This is a genomic window from Pseudoflavitalea rhizosphaerae (assembly GCF_003991355.1).
Classification (GTDB): domain Bacteria; phylum Bacteroidota; class Bacteroidia; order Chitinophagales; family Chitinophagaceae; genus Pseudobacter; species Pseudobacter rhizosphaerae.
Window position 1 is genome coordinate 80,680 of the sequence record NZ_RCSU01000020.1, and the last position, 20,650, is coordinate 101,329.

14 protein-coding genes are annotated in these 20,650 nt (G+C 49.0%); 3 read left to right on the forward strand and 11 right to left on the reverse strand.

From position 1 onward, the window contains the following. Positions 1–2 precede the first annotated feature (2 nt). Together xseA and D9Y29_RS24795 are read right to left on the reverse strand one after the other, a co-directional pair. Positions 3–1,325, reverse strand: coding sequence for an exodeoxyribonuclease VII large subunit (xseA, locus tag D9Y29_RS24790; protein ID WP_127132943.1), 1,323 nt, complete (start codon positions 1,323–1,325; stop codon positions 3–5). Between the two features lie 98 nt (positions 1,326–1,423). Continuing rightward, complete coding sequence (locus tag D9Y29_RS24795) at positions 1,424–2,407, reverse strand: GlxA family transcriptional regulator (protein ID WP_127132944.1); 984 nt, start codon at positions 2,405–2,407, stop codon at positions 1,424–1,426. A gap of 131 nt (positions 2,408–2,538) precedes the next feature. On the opposite strand from D9Y29_RS24795, the gene D9Y29_RS24800 reads away from it, so the two are divergent. Both D9Y29_RS24800 and D9Y29_RS24805 read left to right on the forward strand, forming a co-directional pair. Then, on the forward strand, positions 2,539–2,931 hold the full coding sequence (locus tag D9Y29_RS24800; protein ID WP_127132945.1) for a DoxX family protein: 393 nt from the start codon (positions 2,539–2,541) through the stop codon (positions 2,929–2,931). 121 nt (positions 2,932–3,052) lie between these two features. Further along, a complete protein-coding gene (locus tag D9Y29_RS24805; RefSeq protein ID WP_127132946.1) occupies positions 3,053–4,672 on the forward strand; it encodes a Na+/H+ antiporter in 1,620 nt (539 codons plus the stop codon). 166 nt (positions 4,673–4,838) lie between these two features. On the opposite strand, the gene D9Y29_RS24810 is transcribed toward D9Y29_RS24805, so the two are convergent. The 6 genes from D9Y29_RS24810 to D9Y29_RS24835 all read right to left on the reverse strand — a co-directional run bounded on the left by D9Y29_RS24810 (position 4,839) and on the right by D9Y29_RS24835 (position 14,681). Further along, the gene (locus D9Y29_RS24810; protein ID WP_127132947.1) at positions 4,839–5,912 is read right to left on the reverse strand and encodes a dipeptidase; all 1,074 of its coding nucleotides are present in this window, start codon (positions 5,910–5,912) and stop codon (positions 4,839–4,841) included. A 147-nt stretch (positions 5,913–6,059) separates the two neighbouring features. Beyond that, positions 6,060–7,094 (reverse strand): sugar kinase, encoded by a 1,035-nt coding sequence (locus tag D9Y29_RS24815; protein WP_127132948.1) that lies wholly within the window; start codon positions 7,092–7,094, stop codon positions 6,060–6,062. A gap of 84 nt (positions 7,095–7,178) precedes the next feature. Next, a complete protein-coding gene (locus tag D9Y29_RS24820) occupies positions 7,179–7,643 on the reverse strand; it encodes a RidA family protein (RefSeq protein ID WP_127132949.1) in 465 nt (154 codons plus the stop codon). Positions 7,644–7,681: 38 nt separating this feature from the next. After that, the gene (locus D9Y29_RS24825) at positions 7,682–9,943 is read right to left on the reverse strand and encodes a glycoside hydrolase family 20 protein (protein ID WP_127132950.1); all 2,262 of its coding nucleotides are present in this window, start codon (positions 9,941–9,943) and stop codon (positions 7,682–7,684) included. Continuing rightward, positions 9,943–11,493, reverse strand: coding sequence for a SusD/RagB family nutrient-binding outer membrane lipoprotein (locus D9Y29_RS24830; protein WP_127132951.1), 1,551 nt, complete (start codon positions 11,491–11,493; stop codon positions 9,943–9,945). Before D9Y29_RS24830 ends, D9Y29_RS24825 begins: the two co-directional genes overlap by 1 nt. Positions 11,494–11,516: 23 nt before the next feature. Next, the gene (locus D9Y29_RS24835; protein ID WP_127132952.1) at positions 11,517–14,681 is read right to left on the reverse strand and encodes a SusC/RagA family TonB-linked outer membrane protein; all 3,165 of its coding nucleotides are present in this window, start codon (positions 14,679–14,681) and stop codon (positions 11,517–11,519) included. Between the two features lie 356 nt (positions 14,682–15,037). On the opposite strand from D9Y29_RS24835, the gene D9Y29_RS24840 reads away from it, so the two are divergent. Continuing rightward, on the forward strand, positions 15,038–15,820 hold the full coding sequence (locus D9Y29_RS24840) for a DeoR/GlpR family DNA-binding transcription regulator (RefSeq protein ID WP_127132953.1): 783 nt from the start codon (positions 15,038–15,040) through the stop codon (positions 15,818–15,820). 14 nt (positions 15,821–15,834) lie between these two features. Here the strand turns inward: D9Y29_RS24840 and D9Y29_RS24845 are convergent, their stop codons facing one another. The 3 genes from D9Y29_RS24845 to D9Y29_RS24855 form a co-directional block, all read right to left on the reverse strand. Next, on the reverse strand, positions 15,835–16,188 hold the full coding sequence (locus D9Y29_RS24845) for a hypothetical protein (RefSeq protein ID WP_127132954.1): 354 nt from the start codon (positions 16,186–16,188) through the stop codon (positions 15,835–15,837). 82 nt (positions 16,189–16,270) lie between these two features. After that, entirely contained in the window at positions 16,271–18,028 is a 1,758-nt protein-coding gene (locus tag D9Y29_RS24850; RefSeq protein ID WP_127132955.1) for an ABC transporter ATP-binding protein, read from the reverse strand. Positions 18,029–18,097: 69 nt separating this feature from the next. After that, positions 18,098–20,530 carry an outer membrane beta-barrel protein gene (locus D9Y29_RS24855; protein ID WP_127132956.1) on the reverse strand — a complete coding sequence of 811 codons (2,433 nt, stop codon included), beginning with the start codon at positions 20,528–20,530 and terminating at the stop codon, positions 18,098–18,100. Positions 20,531–20,650 lie beyond the last annotated feature (120 nt).

The window sequence follows — 20,650 nt, forward strand, 5'->3', positions numbered from 1 at the left end:
ACTTATTGTTTTTTTCCGGATAAGGCAGTACTGCTGATGGTTCCGTTGGCCAGTACTGTTTCTAAGGTATCCCCTTCTTTTACTTCGGCTGCATCCCTGATCAGTTTTCCATCTTTCAGGGTGATGCTAAAGCCGCGCCGGAGCACCTTTTCAGGGCTCATGTTATTGATATTCCGCTCAAGCTGGGCAAGTCCCGAGTTCTGTTCTTTCATGAATGCTGCTGCTTTTTCTGCCAACAGCAGTTTTGCCAGTTCGTCCTGGTGTTCCCGCAGCAAATATTTCGCCTGCTGTTTCAGCAGGGCAACCGAGCTCATCAGCTGACTGCGATGTTCCAGGGTAACCGTTGCCGTTACAGACCGGAACAGTTTCACTTCAGAGCGCAATTTATTTCTTTCTTCCTGTATCAGTCGTATTGCGCGGTCTGTGATCTTTTCCGTAGCCTGCATTACCGGTACTGAGAAATTGTGGAACCGCTGGATCAGGTATTCCGCAATCTTAGTGGGGGTGATGGCATTGGCATGGGCCACCATTTCTGCCACCGTATCATTGGTAGCATGGCCGATTCCGGTGATCACCGGTATGGGGAAAAGCGCGATGGCCTTTGCCAGTTCATAGTTGTTGTACACACTAAGTCCTACATCTCCGCCTCCTCCCCGTACAATGGCCACCACATCAAAATGATGGATCACTTTCCGGATGCGGCTTAATTGCAGGCGGATGGTATCGATGGCTTTCTCTCCCTGCAACAGGGAAGGAAAGAGATAATGAAAGAATTTATAACGCCAGGGATTCCCTTCCAGCACTTCAATGAAATCCACATAACCTTTGCTGCTTTCAACGGAGATCACAGCGATGCGTTGCGGCAGCAGAGGGATGGGCAATAATTTATTCTGATCGAAAACACCTTCGTTGACCAGCCTGCTGATGGATTCCATTTTTTCTTTTTCCAGGTCGCCCAAAGTATAGCTGGGGTCGATATCGAGGATACGGAGGCTAAGTCCGTGTACGGGGTCGTAGATCAGCTTCGCCTGAAAAAGGATCTTGATACCATCTTTCAATGGTTCGTTGAGAAAAGAAAGGAAATGTTTATTGATGAGCACGAAATCTTCGCGCCAGAGTACGCTTTTCAGTTGGGCAATCACTTTGCCCTGTTGTTTCTCTACCAGCTCCGGATAGCAATGGCCCGATTGCTTGTAATAGTTGAGCTTGTTCATTTCAGCTTTTACCCAGAATGAACTGCCATACCTGTCGGTAAGCGTTTTCTGGATACTCCGCTGAACTTCCAGCAAGGAAAATACCGTTCTGTCTGTAATATTCTCAGGCATTGCAAGGGGGTTAATGCATTGGAAATAGCGCCTTTTCCAAATTTACATTATTCCATGATTTTCCCGGCATTCATCGTAGTAACCGCAATTGGGTTACTCTAAGATTCGCTGGGAGCATTCCTGCCGATCATACTCCTGTATTCAACAGGGCTGAGGCCTACCATTTTTCTGAAAACTTCCCGGAAGGCTTTCGGATCGGAGTATCCCACTTCGGCCATAATTTCGTGTACACTACCCTGTGAGCTCTCCAGGCTTTTGCGCGCTTCCTCCATTTTTACACGTTGGATGTATTCGATCACGGTGTTCTCTGTGGCCTTTTTGAACCGGCGTTCCAGGCTTCTCCTGCCGAGCAGGAATTTGCGGGCCAGTTCATCTACCGTCAACTTTTCCTTGTAGTTGGCTTCGATGTATTCCTGTGCGCGCATTACGGGATCATCGCCATGATGTTTCAGTCCCCTGAAAATGATGAACGGGCTTTGGCTATTGCGATCGATATCGATCTCAAATATTTTGGAGATCAGCAATGCCATTTCCCTGTCGGTTTCTTTTTCCACCAGGTGCAGTAAGAGATTGAGGAAGCTGAATCCGCCGGCGCTGGTGTAGAGCCCATCTTCATCGGTGAATACTTTGAACAACTGCAATTTGATCTCAGGGAAACGCTTCTTCAATTCTTCTCCGATCATCCAGTGCGAAGTGCAGCCTTTGCCATTGAGTAGTCCGGTCTCTGCAAGTATAGCCGCAGAGAGCGATAACACTGCAATCTCTACACCTTTGGCGCGCTGCGCCTTCAACCATTCGATCAACTCAAGGTTCCGTTCCAGCAGTAATTCCAGGTGGCCCTGTACAGACGGAACAATGACCAGGTCTGTTGCGCCAACATCGGCAAGTTGCCTGTTAACGGTCACGGAAATATGTTTATCGATCTGGTTCACCCTTTCGCAGGAGGCCAGTTGTACTTCAAATGCGGGAGCATTACCGCCTTCATGTAAAAGATCATTCACTGCGGTGAAGATCTGCGTTACAGCTTCGATGTTTCCCAGGCTGATTTCGCCTTTCGGGATAACTAACGTAATGTTTTTCATGCAATAAAAGTAGGATGGTGCATCGTCGCAATCAACCCCGGAAATTGACGTGAACACACCCGTGAAAATTGATTAATACTTTTCAATTTTGTTGTCAACAAATATTTCTTCACCCACAATATTGAACCAACATGAAACCTTCAAAAACTTTGTACTGGATCGTTACCATAATTTTCGCTGCCCTGATGCTGATGGATGGATTTGCCGGATTTGCCATGACTGAAGACGGCAAAGCTGCCATGCAACAACTGGGTTACCCCAATTACATTATGTACCTCGTGGGCGCCGGCAAGATACTTGGGGCTATCGCTATCCTGCAGACCAGGTACAAAACCATTAAGGAATGGGCATACGCCGGTTTCACTATCAACTTTATCTCAGCCGCCGCAAGCTGGGCCATTGTAGGAGCGCCTATCGCTTACTCCGTGTTCCCATTGATCATGCTGGCCGTGATGTTTTTCACTTACTATATCTGGAAAAGATATGAGCGCCGCAGCAGCCAGGTTCCAGCACTCGCTATCTGATCCCCGGTTATAAAACAACTTCAAGCCGCATTCCCCCTATGGATGCGGCTTTTGTATTTCATAGTTTTTTCAGGAATGAAAACAAATCCTAATTTTCTGCCTGAAAAATCTTGATTTCCGCATGCATTATTCTTTATTGCTTTGTATCACACTGATCCTTGTTGTTTCCATACTGGTGATGCTTGGTCAGCGGCTGCGCATTTCGTACCCGATCTTTTTGGTATTGGGTGGCCTGGTCATCAGTTTTATTCCCGGCCTGCCACGCATTTCTATCGACCCGGAACTGATCTTCCTGATATTCCTTCCACCACTTTTGTTTGAAGCAGCCTGGATGACCAGTTGGAAAGCCTTCTGGAAATGGCGGCGTGTGATCTCTATGCTGGCCTTCGGTTTTGTGCTGATCACCAGTACGGTAGTAGCCTTCGTTTCCACTGCATTGATCCCGGGGTTCACACTGGCCATGGGCTTCCTGTTGGGCGCCATCATTTCGCCACCCGATGCAGTTGCTGCCACTACAGTATTGAAAAGCGTCAATATCCCAAAACCGTTGACACAGATCCTGGAAGGGGAGAGCCTCGTGAACGATGCTTCTTCCCTTATTGTATTCAGGTTTGCAGTGGCCGCTATCATGACCGGTACATTCGTATTTCAAAAAGCTGCCGTGAGTTTTGTGCTGGTAGCCGTGATGGGCGTTGTGATCGGACTGGCCATTGCACTGATCATTTATGCTATGTACCGCTGGTTGCCCACCACCACCAGTATCGATATCGCACTTTCCTTCATAGCGCCATACCTGATGTACCTGACTGCTGAGTCGTTTCATTACTCAGGCGTTATGGCCGTGGTGAGCGGCGGTCTTTTCCTGTCTTATCACAGTCATGTTACACTCAGCCACCAGAGCCGCCTCCAGGGATATGCGATGTGGAACACGATAACATTCATATTGAACGGATTGGTGTTCATGCTCATCGGTCTGGAAATGCCGGAGATCATGCGCAACCTGGGTGATTACTCCAAAGGACAGGCCATTTTTTATGGCGTGGTAATCTCTTTGGTGATCATTGTTACACGTATCATCACTGCTTTGTTCACCGCAGGCTGGACAAAATTGATAGGCCGGTGGGTAACCGTGGCTGACCCAAACCCCGGCTGGCGCGGCCCCATCGTGATCGGCTGGGCCGGTATGCGCGGTGTGGTATCGCTGGCTTCTGCGCTATCGATCCCACTGCTGCTGAATAATGGCCAGCCTTTCCCCTACCGCAGCCTGATCCTTTTCATCACTTTCATTGTTATCCTCATCACCCTGGTATTGCAGGGGCTTACACTTCCCTGGGTGATCAAACTGGTAGGCCTCGATAAAGAACAACCTGCCTCTTCTGAAGATGAGGAAGAAGCAAAACTCCATCATCAACTCCTCACAGCTGCCGTTTCACACCTGGAAGAACAGTATACAGACCTGATGAAAAAACAACCTGTACTGCAAAATCTTTATAACCAGATGAAGAACGATCTCCAGCTCACCACCAATTTCCTGGAAGGTCATGGAGCCAGCGAAAAGGAAAGACAGTCTTCACTGGTATACAACAGTATTTACCTCGAACTGCTGGGAACCCAGCGCCAACGCCTCTTCCAGCTCCGGGACCGCGACCAGTTCGAAGATGAGCTGATCCGGAAAGTTGGAGGCCAGCTGGACCTGGAGCAGGAAAAATTATTACGAGAGACCGGGCACGTGCATCATTAAGGTACTGGGACTGACTAAAAAGCTACCATCTTAGAATTTCGGGGAGCCCACTCGCTCGCCTCTGGCGAGTGAGTTCTATTCAGTCGCCTCCGGCGACGCGGTGTTCGCCGGAGGCGAACAAATACAGGTCACTCGCCAGAGGCGAGCGACTGGCAACACGCTGAGACTATTCAGGTAATGCCTTCTGCATGAACCGAAGAAAATTTCCGTGCATGATGTTTTGAATATCTTCTGCTGAATACCCTCTGCGCATGAACATTTCCGGTAGTTTTTGAAGGTCTGCTATAGTATCTAAATCATAAGGGCATTGCTCTTTCCCGAATGCACCATCCAAATCTGTTCCGATCCCCACATGACGGCTATTGCCAGCCAGCTGGCAAATATGATCGATATGATCGATGATGACTTCCAGGCTGCAGTGCATACCCTCTGGTGTGGATTGCTGTCGCATCCAGTTGGGCACCATCATCCAGGCATCCAACGCTGCGCCGATCACAGCGCCTTTGCTGATGAGGGTGCGTATCATCTCATCACTGAACTGGCGGTTGTGGTCTACCAGTGCGCGCACATTGTTATGACTGGCCCATACATTGCCATTGAATAATTCCATCGCATCCCGGAAAGCATCATCGCAGAGATGCGTGGCATCCAGGATGAGCCCCAGTCTTTCTATTTCTTTGATCAACTCACGTCCCTGCGCATGCAGGTGACCGGTAGCGTCGGTCCCATTGGCATAACGGCCGGGCCCATAATGAGCGGGGCCTATCGCACGAAGTCCATAGTTCCATGCTGTTTCCAGGTGATCGATGGTAACGATACTATCTGCGCCTTCGAGGCTGAGAATGTACCCAACAGGTTTTTTGTCGTTGGGTTGACCATCCTGCCACAGTGCGATATGATCATTCAGGTCTTTTTTATTTTTGATCATTGCCATTTCGCCTGCTGCTTCCATGGCTTTGTACCAGGCGAGTTGTCCCTGGCTCTGTGCCCATGCCTGCTGCGGCGAATGCCAGCCTGGTAACGGGTTTTCAGGCGCAACGTATCGTGCGATCTGTGTAGCCACTACCAATCCGATATTGCCGGCGCGTAATTCAGGTAATGCAACCGTGCCTTTGGCCCGGTCGGGTTTATCAGTAAGCCCCTGCTCTCTTTCACGAATAGCCTGTACCGGCAACCTGAGATCGCGGTTCCACTCGAGGGCATTCATACTGAGATCAAGATGCGCATCTATAATGAACATGATTGTACTGTTTTCTTAGCGTGTGCCCAGTCGCTCGCCTCCGGCGAGTGACTTTTGTTTAGTCGCCTCCGGCGACGCGGTGTTCGCCGGAGGCGAACAAATAGAAGTCACTCGCCGGGAGGCGAGCGACTGCCGCACCCTGTTATATTATCGGACTATCCTTCCGGTTACGCCCGTCTGAATGAATTCTTCTATTTCCTGTTTGCTGATGATGGCCCAGTCTCCTGCAATGCTTTGTTTGAGTACGCCGCAAGCAGTGGCGAAGTTGATGATGTTCTGTGGCGCCATTTCCTGCATCAATCCGTAAAGAATACCGGCAGTGAAGGCATCGCCGGTGCCGATCTGATCGGTTACATGGGGAATAGCATAGCCTTCAGAGAAATAATATTCGCCATGATGCGCCAGTGCTGCCATGTAAACTGTCTGCTGCTGGACGGTTTTGCGAAAGCTCATGCCCAGTGTTTGCAGCTTCGGCATCTTCTGTTGCAGTTGCTGAACTGTTTGCCTGAATCTATCTTCTAATGGCAGTTCCTTATCTGTATCGATGCCATAATAAATATTCACGGCATCCAGGTCGGCCACAGCCACAGTGCTGTATTGCAACAATGCAGGCATGATCTCTTTCGGATGTTTGCCGTATTGCCAGAGCTTGCTGCGATAATTGAAATCGCCCGAAATAGTCAAACCCAATTCCGATGCGGCTTCCAGCGCTTCCCTGCAAACCTCCGCCGCGCTCACGCTCAGGGCTGCAGCAACGCCGGACCAATGAAAACAATCTGTGTTCTGTAACACCTGTTTCCAGTTGATCATGCCTGGTTGCAGTTGAGAAAAGCTGGCTCCGGACCTGTCGTAAATAACACGGCTACTGCGGATATGATTGCCCGATTCCGTGAAATACAATCCGAGCCTGTCGCCACCGAAGATCATATGCTCTGTTCCCACACCATGACTTTTCAATTGCCGGATACCTGCCAGCGCGATATCATTGTCAGGTACACGGCTGATATAGTTCACGTTCATGCCCAGCCTGGCCAGCAGTACGCAAACATTGGCTTCTGCACCTGCGTAATAAGCAGTGTAAGCATCGGTTTGCTGAAAACGTTTGGCCTGGTGACTGTGCAAGCGTAACAGGAATTCACCAAAGGCTGCCAACTGTACTTTTTTCCCGGCAGGCTGATCCATTGTGTTTGATTTTCCGGCAAACTAATTAATCCTGAGCTATCACAAAAGCCAGTCAACACAAAACATCTAAAAAATGGCAATCCATCAATACAATTCAAAGAGCGCTTCGATTTCAACCGGGATATTGTCTGGCAATGAGCCAAAGCCCACTGCACTGCGTACGCCAACGCCGTGTTCTTCGCCCCAGACTGCTGCAAACAATTCGCTGCAGCCATTGATCACATGCGGATGCCTTTCAAAATCGGGTGTGGCATTCACCATTCCCAGCATCTTGATCACCCTTTTCACTTTGTTCAGGCCACCGATCCTTGTGTGAATAGTACTCAACATGGTCAGGCCCACCTGTCTGGCCGATAACTTCCCCTGGTCTGCATCCAGTTCCTTTCCGATACGGCCGATTATGAGGGAACCATCATCCTGCACAGGCCCATGCCCGCTGAGGTAAAGGTATTTCCCATCCAGTACATAGGGTTTGTAAACACCCAGCGGCTCGGGAGCAGGAGGCAATGATAGTCCGAGTTGCCTGAATCTTTCTTCTGCTGTGCTCATACGCTTGTAAATTTTAATTCTTATTCTCTTATTGTTGTTTATTCCACTATGAATTCATCTATCAGCATCAGCGCCTTTGATCCGGCGCCATATTTTCCTTCGGGAATGATACCGGGATGAAGACCGGTTATCTTTACATACCTGGCATTTACGGGTTTCACTGTCGCCCTTGCTTTGTTGATACCATTGACGGGAAAACTGGTAAGGGAAGTGATTTTCGTATAATCTGTCCCGTTATCCGACACATAAAAATCCAGCGATACCGGCGGCCACATTCTTTGCCAGGCATAGTTGAGCACATTGGCGCCCAGCTTTGAAATGCTTTGGCTGTTACCCAGGTCGAGTACTGCTTCAAAATTGCCGGAGAACCTTACCCACTGGTTATCGTTGTACCGGTGTGATCCGGACAAGCCATTCACCAATCCGGGAGCGGGCGTTGCGGCAGGAAGACCGGAAACGCTGATGTCCGCACCAGTTGCTTTGTTTATGCTGTAGGGTAGTTCAAATATTCGTCCCCAGCCCATTCCGTTCCGGAAAAGCTGAGCGCGTATTACACCATTTCTGCCACCTGTTTGCACCCGGCCTGAATAAACCCGGCTACTCTTGTCAGGTAAACTGCCATCAGAAGTGTAGCGTATTTCAGCTTCCCGGAAACTGGAATGAAGATGAAAAGAAAGACTACCCCGTTGTACTTTATCAGTTGTGAAAGTGATCTCGTCGAAATTATTGGCCATAGTGAGACCGATGCGTTCCAGTGTTGCTTCCTGCTTTCTCACCCGTTGAAGGAAATCATCGTAATTGAGCGATGGCGCCGGACTCCAGGCCACTTCAGCCAGGGCAATGGCTCTTGGCAATAACATGTAAGATGCCTGTTCAGCAGTGGGCAAATATTCGCTCCATAATTGTCCCTGTATGCCTTTGATATGCGGCAAGAGACTTGCATCAATGGAATCCGGCAGTGGCTGGTAATTGTACACATCTTTCAGTGGTGTATAACCGCCGGCAGCAACAGGCTCGGATGGATAGAGACTTTGGTAGTGGTCGAAATAGTATTCATCTTCTGTACTCATGATGGCATCCTGGTTCATCCTGGCGGCTTCCACAGCCCCGCCTGTTCCTCTCCAGCTCATAACAGTAGCGCCTTTGGCGAGGCCCCCTTCCAGGATCTCATCCCATCCGATTACTTGTCTGCCTTTCGATTGTACATATTTTGCAATGCGGCTTACAAAGTAACTCTGCAGCTCCTCTTCATTCGAAAGCTTTTCTTCTTTTATCCTTTTCTGACAATGCGGACAGGCCTTCCATCTTGTTTTGGGACATTCATCACCACCGATATGGATGTATTGCGATGGGAACAACGTAAGCACCTCGTCCAGCAAGTCCTGTAAAAATGTAAAAGTGGAATCCCTGCCAGCGCAGAACACATCATCGAATACTCCCCAGAAAGTGGCGGTCTTGTAAGGCCCTCCGGTACAGCCCAGCTCAGGATAGGCCGCCAGTGCAGCCTGCGCATGGCCCGGCATCTCGATCTCGGGGATCACAGTGATATGCCTTTCGGCTGCGTATTGAATGATCTCCTTTATTTGCTCCTGCGTGTAATAACCGCCGTACCGTTTCCCATCGAATTGATGAGGCAGTTCTTTCTTGTGACCGATCATCGTTTCTTCCCTCCAGGCCGCAACGGATTGCAGTTTTGGATATTTCTTTATTTCGATCCTCCAACCCTGGTCATCCGTGAGATGCCAGTGGAAGGTGTTGAATTTGTAGAGGGAGAGTAGATCGATGTACTGCCTGATGAAGTCCAGTGAAAAAAAATGCCGGCTAACGTCCAGGTGCATGCCGCGATAGGAGAATCTCGGATAGTCGTGAATGTTAGCAACTGGTATTCTCAGTGTTCCCTGTTGCAGGATCCACAATTGCCGCAGTGTTTGAATGCCGTGGATCAGCCCGGCTCCATCACGAGCCGTGATATTTATGTTGCCATTCGATTCCAGCAAATACCCTTCGGGCTCTTTCACCAGAAGGGTATCGATCCGGAGCCTGACAGACACCCTGTTGGTGTGTTCTATCACGGGCAGCGAATAACCCAGGTATTGTTTAATGAGCTCATTCAATAAAGCAGCTTCGTACTTCAGTTCACTACCTGCATCGATTGCTGTTTGTTTTGATATCACCGAGAAGCCTTGACCATAAGTTGCCTTCACAGGTACAGGAATCAGCGCCGGCTGAGGCGGCTGCTGCCTTGCGAAAACCTGAAAAACCGAGACCATCAGGAACGGAAGTACGATTAGCTTTTTCATTATTGTTTATCCCACCAAACTCTTGTTAATAAATTGTCTGCTCCCTGGCGCGCCAGCGCTGCTTCATAGGCTGCTTTGTTATTGCTTCGTTCTGTTTGAAGGTAAGGGAACCTGCGGGGGATCACACCGCCGGTCTGGTTGCCCGGTGCATTGGTAGGAGTGAGCACGGGATAACCTGTCCGGCGCCAGTTGGCGAAACATTCCAGTTCATCCAGTAACAAAGCTACCCAGAATTGTGAATGTATCTGGTTCATCTGATCGTTGAAGCTGCCGGCTGTATTCAGCGGATGTGCTGCCGTATAATCCGTGATGCGCTGTTCAGCAATTACGCCTGCGGCACCGAACCTGGCCCAGTTGCGCATATTATTCTCGATCCCATTTTTGAAGTATGCCGAAGCAGTATTGGCGTTGGTCCATCCGCGTAAGGCGGCTTCGCTCAGCAGGAAGCTCATCTCAGCATTGGTGAGCACCAGCAGTGGCGCATCATATCGCAGGATAGTAGCGGGATTGGGCTCGGATAAAGTTTTGAAATTATTGGGTTTGTTCAATGTGCCGCTGGGCAGACCTTTGGCAATGGACGATGTGGTGTCCGGTATTGTTCCGTTGTAAGTAACGGCCATCACAGGGAGACGGGGATCATTATTATCCCTCAGGAAATCGATGAAAGCCTTGCTGAATTTTCCTCCTTCCACATTGGCATCGCCGTAGGCATCGGCCTTATAGTCCTGTGCGCCGATCTCATAGGCAACAGGATTGAAATTGTACACCTGTCCGCTATTGAAATATTTCACTGCGGCATTATCCACTGCCTGTTCTATCACGCCACCGGCAATGGCTTTTTGCGCCCAGGTGCGGGCTTTATTTTCATCAATTTTAGTCATGCGCATAGCAAGACGTAACATCAGGGAGTAACCGAATTTCTTCCATTTGCCAACATCACCCTGGTAGATGAAGTCTGCTGCACCAAAAGTGGGCGCACCCGCCTGCAGGGCGCCAATAGCCTGATCCAGTTCAGTAAGCAGCCCGTCATAGATCTCTGATTGCGGGTCATAGTTGGGCAGGAATTCATTCTCGGGATATCCTTTCAGTGCATTCTTATAAGGCACATCTCCGTAAAGATCTGTGAGCCGCTGGAAGTGAAGCACACGCCAGATGCGGGCTGTGGCCACTTTATTCACATGTCCGGCCTTCTCTGCTCCTTCCATGCACTGACGCAGGTTTTCCAGCACATTGGGATAGAGATAGGTGAAATAGAATCCCTGATAGAGATCATTTATACCATACTTATCGCCCATTCCGGCAAGGGAAGCATCTTTATAATTCGCGAAATGTTGCACATACATTCCTGCGCCCAGGTAGGAGGTATAGAAATAAGTTCTGTCCAGTACATAGTTGCCTTTGAGAATGGCTTGTGAGAACAGCAGGTCGGGATTGGCATTCGTGGAGGCATTAGGGTTAGTATTCACCTCTTCGAAGTCTTTGTCGCAGGCGCCCAGTCCACCCAAAAGGCCCAGAGCGAGTATGCTATGATATAATTTGAAACTTGGCATGTTGTTAGTTTTTGAATCGTGAATTAGAATTTGACCATCAGGTTTACACCAAAACTCCTGGTGCGGGGCACACCGAACATTTCGAAGCCCTGTGCATTGGAGTTGCTGAAAGTGGATTCGGGGTCGATATTATCAGCTTCTTTGTGCAGGATCGCCAGGTTTCTTCCCACCAGGGAAACGGTGAGAGATTGCATTTTCAGGAAGCTGATCTTATCTACAGGAATGCTGTAGCTGATGATCACCTGGCGCAGTTTCACGAAATCGGAACTGTACACGAATTTTTCAGAAAGCACCTGCCAGTTGTTATAATAGCTCCACATCTGGTCGGGCGTAAACGTTTTGGAGAAAGGGTTGCCATTATTGTCAACGCCGTTCACGGTGAGCTTACCATCTCTACCGGGGAGCGTCATTTTGTGCAATCCCATACGTGTGCCATAGAGATTGGTAGCGGAATATACTTTACCCCCGAAACGTCCGTCTACGAGGAAGCTCAGCGAAAGACGCCTGTAGTTGAAAGTATTGGTGATACCTGTTGTGAGTGGCGCAACGCCTGTGCCCATATCAACAAGGGTTGGGCTTGCTATTTCACGGCCATCAGCTGCATACACCTGGTTGCCTTTGGCATCTTTTAATCCTGTGGTAGCCATGATGGTGCTGTAAGGTTTTCCTTCGGGGTGATGAATGAAGGCGTACCTGTTCACGCTGATATCCGCTTCAATGGTGCTGAGCTCATCGGTGATTTTGATCACTTTGTTCTTGTTGTAGGCGATATTGTAACTGACTTCCCAGCTGAAATTCTTATTCTTCACAGGAAAGCCTGAAACCAGCACTTCCAGGCCTTTGTTGCTCATTTCTCCCACATTGAAAAGCGCATGATTGAAACCGGTAGCCGGTGAAATGGAAGCACGAACGATATCGTTGGTGGTCCTGCGATCATACACGGCAATGTCCGTAGAGAGGCGGCCATTGAGGAACCTGGCTTCCAGACCTACTTCAAACGTAGTGGAGGTGAGGGGTTTCAGGTTCTGGTTGGGCACCATCAGCTGACCGGAATTGGCGCCGTTGAAATTGGTGATCATCTGGAGCGGGCGCTTGTCGTGCCCGCCTCCAGGCACCAGGCTGTATGTTAGATTGAGCGCGTATGGGATCGGCGTAGCGCCACCCACCTGCGCCAGGGAGCTTCTAATCTTGGCGAAGTTCACCCAAACCGGCAGCTGGAATGCTTCAGAAAGGATGAAACTTGCACCCACTGCGGGGTAGAAAATATTGTTGTTCTGCGGAGCGAGTGTAGAGAACCAATCGTTCCGTCCTGATGCAGTCAGGAAGAGCAGGTTCTTGTACGAGAAATCCACCGATCCGAAAACGGAATTGGTTCGCAGCCTTCCCAGCGCTTTGCTGGTGGTCAGGCTCACCACATTGCTCACATCATAGAAACCGGGAACTGAGTACCCGGTACCATCGAGATTGGTATTATCGGTTACTGATCTGCGTTGGTTACCGCCGGCCATTACGTTTACAGTAAGGTCATCGATGATCTTCGTATTATAGTTTACAGTGAGTTCGGCATTGGTTTCTGTGATCCCGGAAAGATAGTTCTGGTAATAACCATCGGCAAAGTATAGGTTGCCTGTAGGCACGATGCCCGTGTATTTGAAATTGGAGTAATCGTGACTTACCCTTCCTTTCACGAAGAGGTTGTTCAGGATATTGTAACGGACGCTGAGATTACCGATGAAACGGTTGCGGTCATCGTTATTCTTGAATTTGTTCACCACGAAGTAGGGGTTGGAAGCGAATCCTACTGCGTTCCATGGCACTTCTTTGCCGCTGGCGTCGTAGCCGGGATCGAGGTTCCGGATGTCAACGGTATTAGCGATCATATAGGTTCCCCAGTTGGGGTTACCAGCCGCATCGGCTACACCCGTACGATTCTCTGATTTCTCGATATTGTATTGCGCGTATCCTTCGATTGAAATGCGTTTGCTGAGATTGGCGCCAACAGAGAGCGAAGCGATCTTCTTGTTCAGTTTATTGTTGGGCACAATGCCATGGTTGTTCAGATCTGAGAGCGAAGCGCGCCAGGTAAAATTATCGGACCCACCGAGAAAGGAAACTGTGTTGGTGAATGTAGTGCCGGTCCTGTAGAAGTTCTTGATATTATCTTTTTGGGGAGAGTAAGGTCTTTTCACTCCATCGAATTGAACTACTTCCGAGCCGTCCATTTTGGCGCCGTAGGAAAGTCGTCCGTAAGCAATGGCCTGGGCCTGATCGACAGGTTTGGCTGCATACTGGCCGGCGCCGTATTCATATTGCCAGTCCGGCGCAATGGCTGGTCTTTCTACCGTGAGTGTGGAATTGTATTCAACACCAATACCTTTTTGTCTAACGCCTTTTTTAGTAGTGATGATGATCACGCCATTGGAGGCGCGGCTTCCGTAAAGCGCAGCTGCAGTACCGCCTTTGAGGACAGTGATGGTTTCGATATCATCCGGGTTGATGCCTGCGATACCATCGCCGCGGTCGTTGTTCAGGCCAACAGAGCCGTTGCCGCTTGCGGGCATGGAATTGGTGGTATTGTCGATGGGCATACCATTCACCACATAAAGCGGTTGGTTGTCGCCGTTAAGAGAGCCATTGCCGCGAATGATCACGCGGCTGGATCCGCCGGGACCACTGGCGAGGCTGCTCGCATTTACACCGGCGATCTTACCCGTAAGTGCGTTCGCGATATTGATCTCGCGCGCCTGCGTGAATTCTTCGCCCTTCACTTCAGTGACAGCATAGGCGAGGGCTTTCTTTTCTTTTTTGATACCAAGTGCGGTAACTACTACTTCGTCCAATGCCTTCGCATCATTGAGCAGGATGGCGATGGTTGTTTGACCGGGTTGCAGTTGCACCTGTTTTCTTTCAAATCCAACATGGGTGATCAGTAATTCAATGGAACCGGAAATGGCGGGAAGTTTCAATGTGAATTCTCCGTTGTTGTTGGTAGTGGTGGCTACGCTGTTGTTATTCACCAGCGTTACGGTGGCCCCTGCGATCTTTTGTCCGGACACAGCGCTGCTCACGGTGCCGTTGATCTCTGAAGGGTTGGAACCGTTAGACTGGGCCAGGGCTGGAATGCAGCATAGGAGGCTGCAAGCCAAAAGCAGTTGGCTGGCCCAGGCAGTTAGTTGTAATTTTTTCATTGCAAGAGTTAGTTATGAGCTTTTCTTTCAAATAATGCAAATTCCTTCCCTAAAACTAGCCAAATTCCCTCCAAACTGCAAAATATTTGCATTTATTATTTGCACAATATGCAGAAAAATCAGATTGCGGAAAGCCGCCATGAATGCATTTTTTATATATAACAATTTGTTGAACAACAATTTATAGCAGTTTACTTTTTACTCTATTCTCCATGACATTTCGCAAAAAAATTATTTACCGCCCAAATACTGCAAAAAATTGAACTTATATTCTATTTTTACCGGATATTTGGAAAAGAGGGCCGCATGCGGCAAACCCTCCAACAGTATTCAGTAAGCGCAATTCATTTTTTTCTATGGACTTCAACACACAAGATCAGATCCCCCCTGCCTCGCTGACCAAACAAGCGAGAAAAAAACTCATCATCAAACAGGTGAATATTCACACCCGTTTGACTTATGCGGACCTGGTAGGTCTGATCAATGTGAGTGAAGACACGATCCGCCGCGATGTGAACGAACTTGCAGACGATGGAGAAGTAGTAAAGATCAAGGGCGGCGCCATGTCTATCGCGTATCATTACGGACATGAATCCGAAACCTATTCACAAAGCAACAAAGTGGTGATTGCTGAAAAAGCATTGCAATTGCTGAAAGACGATATGATCGTACTGGTTGGCGGTGGCACTACTATCCGAGAGTTCATCAAGAAGATCCCACATACCCTTCGCGCTACTTTCATTACAGTGAATGTACTGTCGGCAGTGGAGTTGCTTGACAAGCCGATGATCAAAACCATCATGATCGGCGGACAGATCTCCACCTACAGCCAGATGACGGTGAGCGGTGAAGTATTTGAATATCTTTCCAATATCAAAGCTGATCTCTGCATCATCGGCACCAATGCGCTGGATGCAGCAAACGGACTCACTGATTCCGACTGGGAAACTATCCAGGTGAAAAAAGCCATGATCAAAGCTGCAGATAAGATCGCCATACTCGCGATCTCCGAAAAACTCAACTCCACCATGAAGATGAAAATTGCGGATATACAGGATATCGATTACCTGATCACAGAACTGCCTCCGGACAATATCGCCCTGCAGCCTTACAGAACCAAAGAAGTGGAATTGTTGTAGTATAACGCTATGGCTTAACCGCCATGCTGCCAGCAATAACCGCCAGACCTTTGATTACGGGAACATCTTGTTCCTTTTTTTGTTTTTGCCCGGCACTGACCGTAAGTAGCGGAACTGCTTTTCTTTTGAGATGAACCATACGACGAACCTGCAGAAGACTTAGGCTTCACACATTTCCCACAGCTGCCGCCGGCATTGCAATGTTTACATCGGGAACAATCGGAACAGGCATTACAGGGATTGCGGCCATAACAGGTTGCATATTCTTTGGAAGGAACTGTAGAGCTGAATTTATTGAAAACGGGAACGAAAGCCAGCGCCGTGATAAGGGAGAAGACCGCCAGCAACAGCATGAAACTATTTTTCATATGGTGGCATTTATAGGATAATTGCATCAATAACGGCCTTTCCCGCCAGAAAATTATTTATCGCCCTTAATCTTGACAATCCTCAAAACTCCGCTTCGGGCCTGCGTTCCCCGATCTGCTGCCGCCACATGGCATAATACAGTCCTTTCTGCTCAAGTAATTCATAATGGGAGCCCTGCTCTGTGATCTTTCCTTTCTCGAGTACGATGATATTATCTGCGTACATGATGGTGCTGAGCCTGTGCGCGATCATGATAGTGATCTGTTGTCTTTGCGAAGCAATTTCGCGGATGGTTTCTGTGATAGCTTCTTCCGTGAGCGAGTCCAGCGCTGAAGTGGCTTCATCGAAGATCAGGAGCCGCGGCTCGCGGAGCAGCGCCCGTGCGATGCTCAGCCTTTGCTTTTCCCCGCCGGAGAGCTTGAGGCCGCCTTCGCCCAGCATCGTATCAAGTCCTGATTCATGACGCTTCACCAAATTGAGCGCCGATGCCTTTTCAATGGCCTGCATCATCTGCTCATCCGTTGCATTGGGCTGCACGAACAGCAGGTTCTGACGGATAGTGCCGGCAAACAGTTGTGTATCCTGCGTTACAAAACCGATCTGTCGCCTGAGCTCATTGTAGCGCATAAGGGTAGCCGGTATCTCATTGAAAAAGATCTCACCTTCAACGGGTTTGTACAATCCTACCAACAGCTTCACCAGGGTGGATTTGCCGGAACCGGACGGACCAACGAAAGCAACGGTATCGCCTTTCCTGAGAGTAAATGAAATCCCATCCATCGCATTCTGCCGGGCCGTTTTATGCCGGAACACTACATTATTGAAGCGGATGCTTTCCAGTTCATTGAGCTCGATGGGCTCTGGTGGCCTTTGTTCCACAGGCTTGTTCATCAGGGTATCGAAGGTTTGCAAAGATGCTTCCGCTTCCCGATAGGAAAGAATGATACTGCCGATATCCTGCAATGGACCGAAGATGGAACTGGAGATGAATTGCATACTGATCAGCTCCCCGGTACTCAGCACATTGCCGAAGATCAGCCATAACAATATGAAAAGAATGGATTGACGAAGTATATTCAGCACGGTGCCCTGCAGGAAACTCAGCGTTCTTACCTGTTTTGTTTTCTGCATTTCCAGCTGGAAGATACGATAGGTGAATTCTCTAAGCCGCCGGATCTCAGGAAAGGTTAATCCCAGACTCCGTACCAGCTCTATGTTCCGCAGGGATTCAGTAATGATCCCCGCCATACGGTTGGTTTCTTTGTTGATAGATCTCTGGAGGGTCTTGATCTTTTTGCTAAGCAATCCGGTTAATGAACCCAACACCAACACGCCGATCACGAATACGGGGATCAGCGCCCAGTGCCTGGTAATAGCGTACCAGATAAGAAAGCCCATGCCCACCAGTGAAGAGAAAAGAATATTGATGAACGAATTGATGAAGCGTTCGGTGTCTGTTCTTACCTTTTGCAAAATGGCCATCGTTTCCCCGCTTCTTTGTTCTTCAAATTCACTGAAAGTAAGCCGGAGTGTTTGACGAAGACCATCATTGAAGATCTGTAATCCGAATTTCTGTACTGCCAGGCGGGTGAAATATTCCTGGAAGGCCCGCGCCACGCGGGCAAGTGTAGCGATGGCAATGGCGATGAAGAGCCACCAGAGTACACCGCGCACCAGCTCATCCCGGGGTTTGATATTTACCTGGCTGGCGTAATCATCGATGATCCTTCCAAAGATCACGGGATCGATCAAAGCCAAGATCTGGGCAATCCCTGCAAGTAGCAAGGAGAAAAGGATCAACCACCGTTGTGGCTGTAAATATTTCCAAAGGATCTGCATGCCGGCGATGTGTACGGACGGGTTGGGAGTGGATACAAATCTAAGGAATTACGGTGAGCCACAATCGCTCTATCCACCCGAACCCACACGCCGCATCTCATCATCGGCGCTGCCACTTCTTTTTACACCTCCCTTGAATGTTTTGCCGAAGCGCCAGGTGAAACTTAGAACACCCACACGTGAGTCACGTTGGATCTCGAAATATTCTTCTGAGTCTTTGAACTGAGTGAGACCGTTCATGGCCTGTGTATAGAAAATATCGCGGAAAGCCAGTTTGAGAGTGGCTTTGTTGTTGAACAAAAGTTTTGAGATCCCAGCGCCTGCCTGACCCGTAGGTTCCACCACTTCCTGAATGTCTTCCTGGCTGCGCGTGATGTAATACGCAGTCAATTCAGCAGCCCATCCTTTTTTGAATTTGAACTGGTTGTTGATATTCCCATTGAACTGGGTGATGGTTGGCGTAAGTTCCTTCCACAGCATCCCTTTGAAACGTTTATGGATCAGATCGCCCTGCAAACTCATATTCCACCAGGAGGCAGGCTGCCATTGCACACTCACCGAAAGTCCGAAATTCTGTTTGTTGCCCACATTGCCATAGGAATACAGGAAAGAGCCATCGGGTTTGATCAGGAACAGCTGGGCAAAATAGTCGGAGGTTCGACTATAGCTCACCGTTGTCATCAGCCATTCTTTATATACATGCGATAACTGGAAGTTCCAGGTGTATTGTGGCAGCAGGAACGGATTGCCACGCTGGCTGGTGTATTTGTTGATGATGAACTCGAAGGGGTTGAGGTTCTGGAACACGGGCCTGTCGATCCTTCTGCCGGCGCTGATGGTGAAGCTATTGGAAGAATCGGGTTTATACTGAAGATAAGTAGTGGGGAAGAGGCTATTGTAGTTCCGGGAGAAAGCAGAATCTTTCCGCAATGCATTGCCTGATTGTTCTGCATCATAACCTGTGTGCTCAAATCGGAGCCCCACCTGGGCTGTGAACTTTTCCCACGACTTCCCGAAGTTGCCGTAGGCGGCATGAATATTCTCGATGTAAACGAATTGATTGGTCTTATCCGGATTGTTCTCCCAGCTGCCGCTGGTATTGATCCCGTAGCCGGCGAAATTGTCAGTACGAATGCGGCTGCTTTTCCAGCCAGCTTCCATTTTCATGGTTTCGCCAAACTTTTGCGTGTAATCCGCCTTGCCGGTGATGATCCGGATCTTTGTGGGGATCTCGCCTCGTTCGGCCTCGGTATAGCCATTATTCCCTTCGCGAACATTCCGGAAGAGCTGGTAGTTGCGGATATTGTATCCGAGCCAGTCGAGGTCCATTGTCAGTTCCTGTTCAGCACTGAAGTTGTGTCGTGCATTGATGTTCACTGTTCCGTTGCGCCAGTTGAGCGTGCTGTATCCGATGCTGTTGATCACGGAATCCTTTTCTGCGTTATCTCCCAGCCATTCGGCTTCGGCCTTGCTGTGGGTGCGGCGATACTGATAGAAGCCATTGGCCAGTATCCCAACGGATGTTTTCTTGTTGATGACATAATCCAGACCCAGCTTCAACGAATGGTTCTGTCCATTGCCTTCGATGCGGGTGGGCTGCTGTAACACTGCATTGGCATTGGTAGTGCCGGGGTCGAAATATTTTCGAAGGGCATAGAGGTACATGAGGAAACCACCTTCATTCAGGTTGTAGTTCATGAATGCGTTGAGCGGCCCCTGCCTGTAATTCAATGCCAGGCTATGAACGGACCTTTGTTTTCTTCCCTGCTGGTAAGCCGTGCTGGCCGTTCCGTTGAAACCCTGCTGCTTGTTCTTTTTCGTTTTTATATTGATCACGCCTGCATTGCCGGTAGCATCGTATTTACTAGGTGGATTGTCCATCAATTCTATCTGCTCCAGTTGGGAAGCCGACATGCCCGAAAGGAGATTACTGAGATCAGATCCTGACAGATATGTAGGTTTGCCATCGATCAGCACCAGCACATTCGATCTTCCTTTCAGGCTCACATTACCGTCACGGTCAACCGAAACGCCGGGAGATTTCTCCAGCACTTCCAAGACGGTGGCGCCTGTACTGGTGATACTGTTGTCAACAGAAACGATGGTCTTATCCGGAGCGAATTTGATCAAAGGCCTTCTTGCCGAGATGGTCACTTCCCGGAGGGAAGCGTTGGAACGAAGTAAGGTAATCGAAAGCGGGAGGTTCGCGTTACCGGAGCTGATCTCTACCGGGCCTGCATATTGTGTGATATGATCAACCATGGTGATGCGGAAGAGATATATACCGGCAGGAATATTTTCGAATAGCACTTTGCCGGAGGAGTCCGTCATCCGTATTTTGACAGCTACAGAATCTTTCACTCTCAGAATAGCAACAGAAGCCAGTGGAAGCGGTTGTTGCTGATTGTTATTTACAGTAATGGTGATATCACCATCTTCAGCAGGTTGTGCCCACGAAACCTGCGCTATCAGTATCAAGACAACTACATACAGTGCTCGCATAATAAAAAAGGATCAATCGAAATTACTCGAGTTGATCCTGTATCATTAGCTGTATTATGTCAGTGGCAATATACTGTTGCAGGGAACCTGAACCGGATAAAAAGTCGTCTGAACCGACGA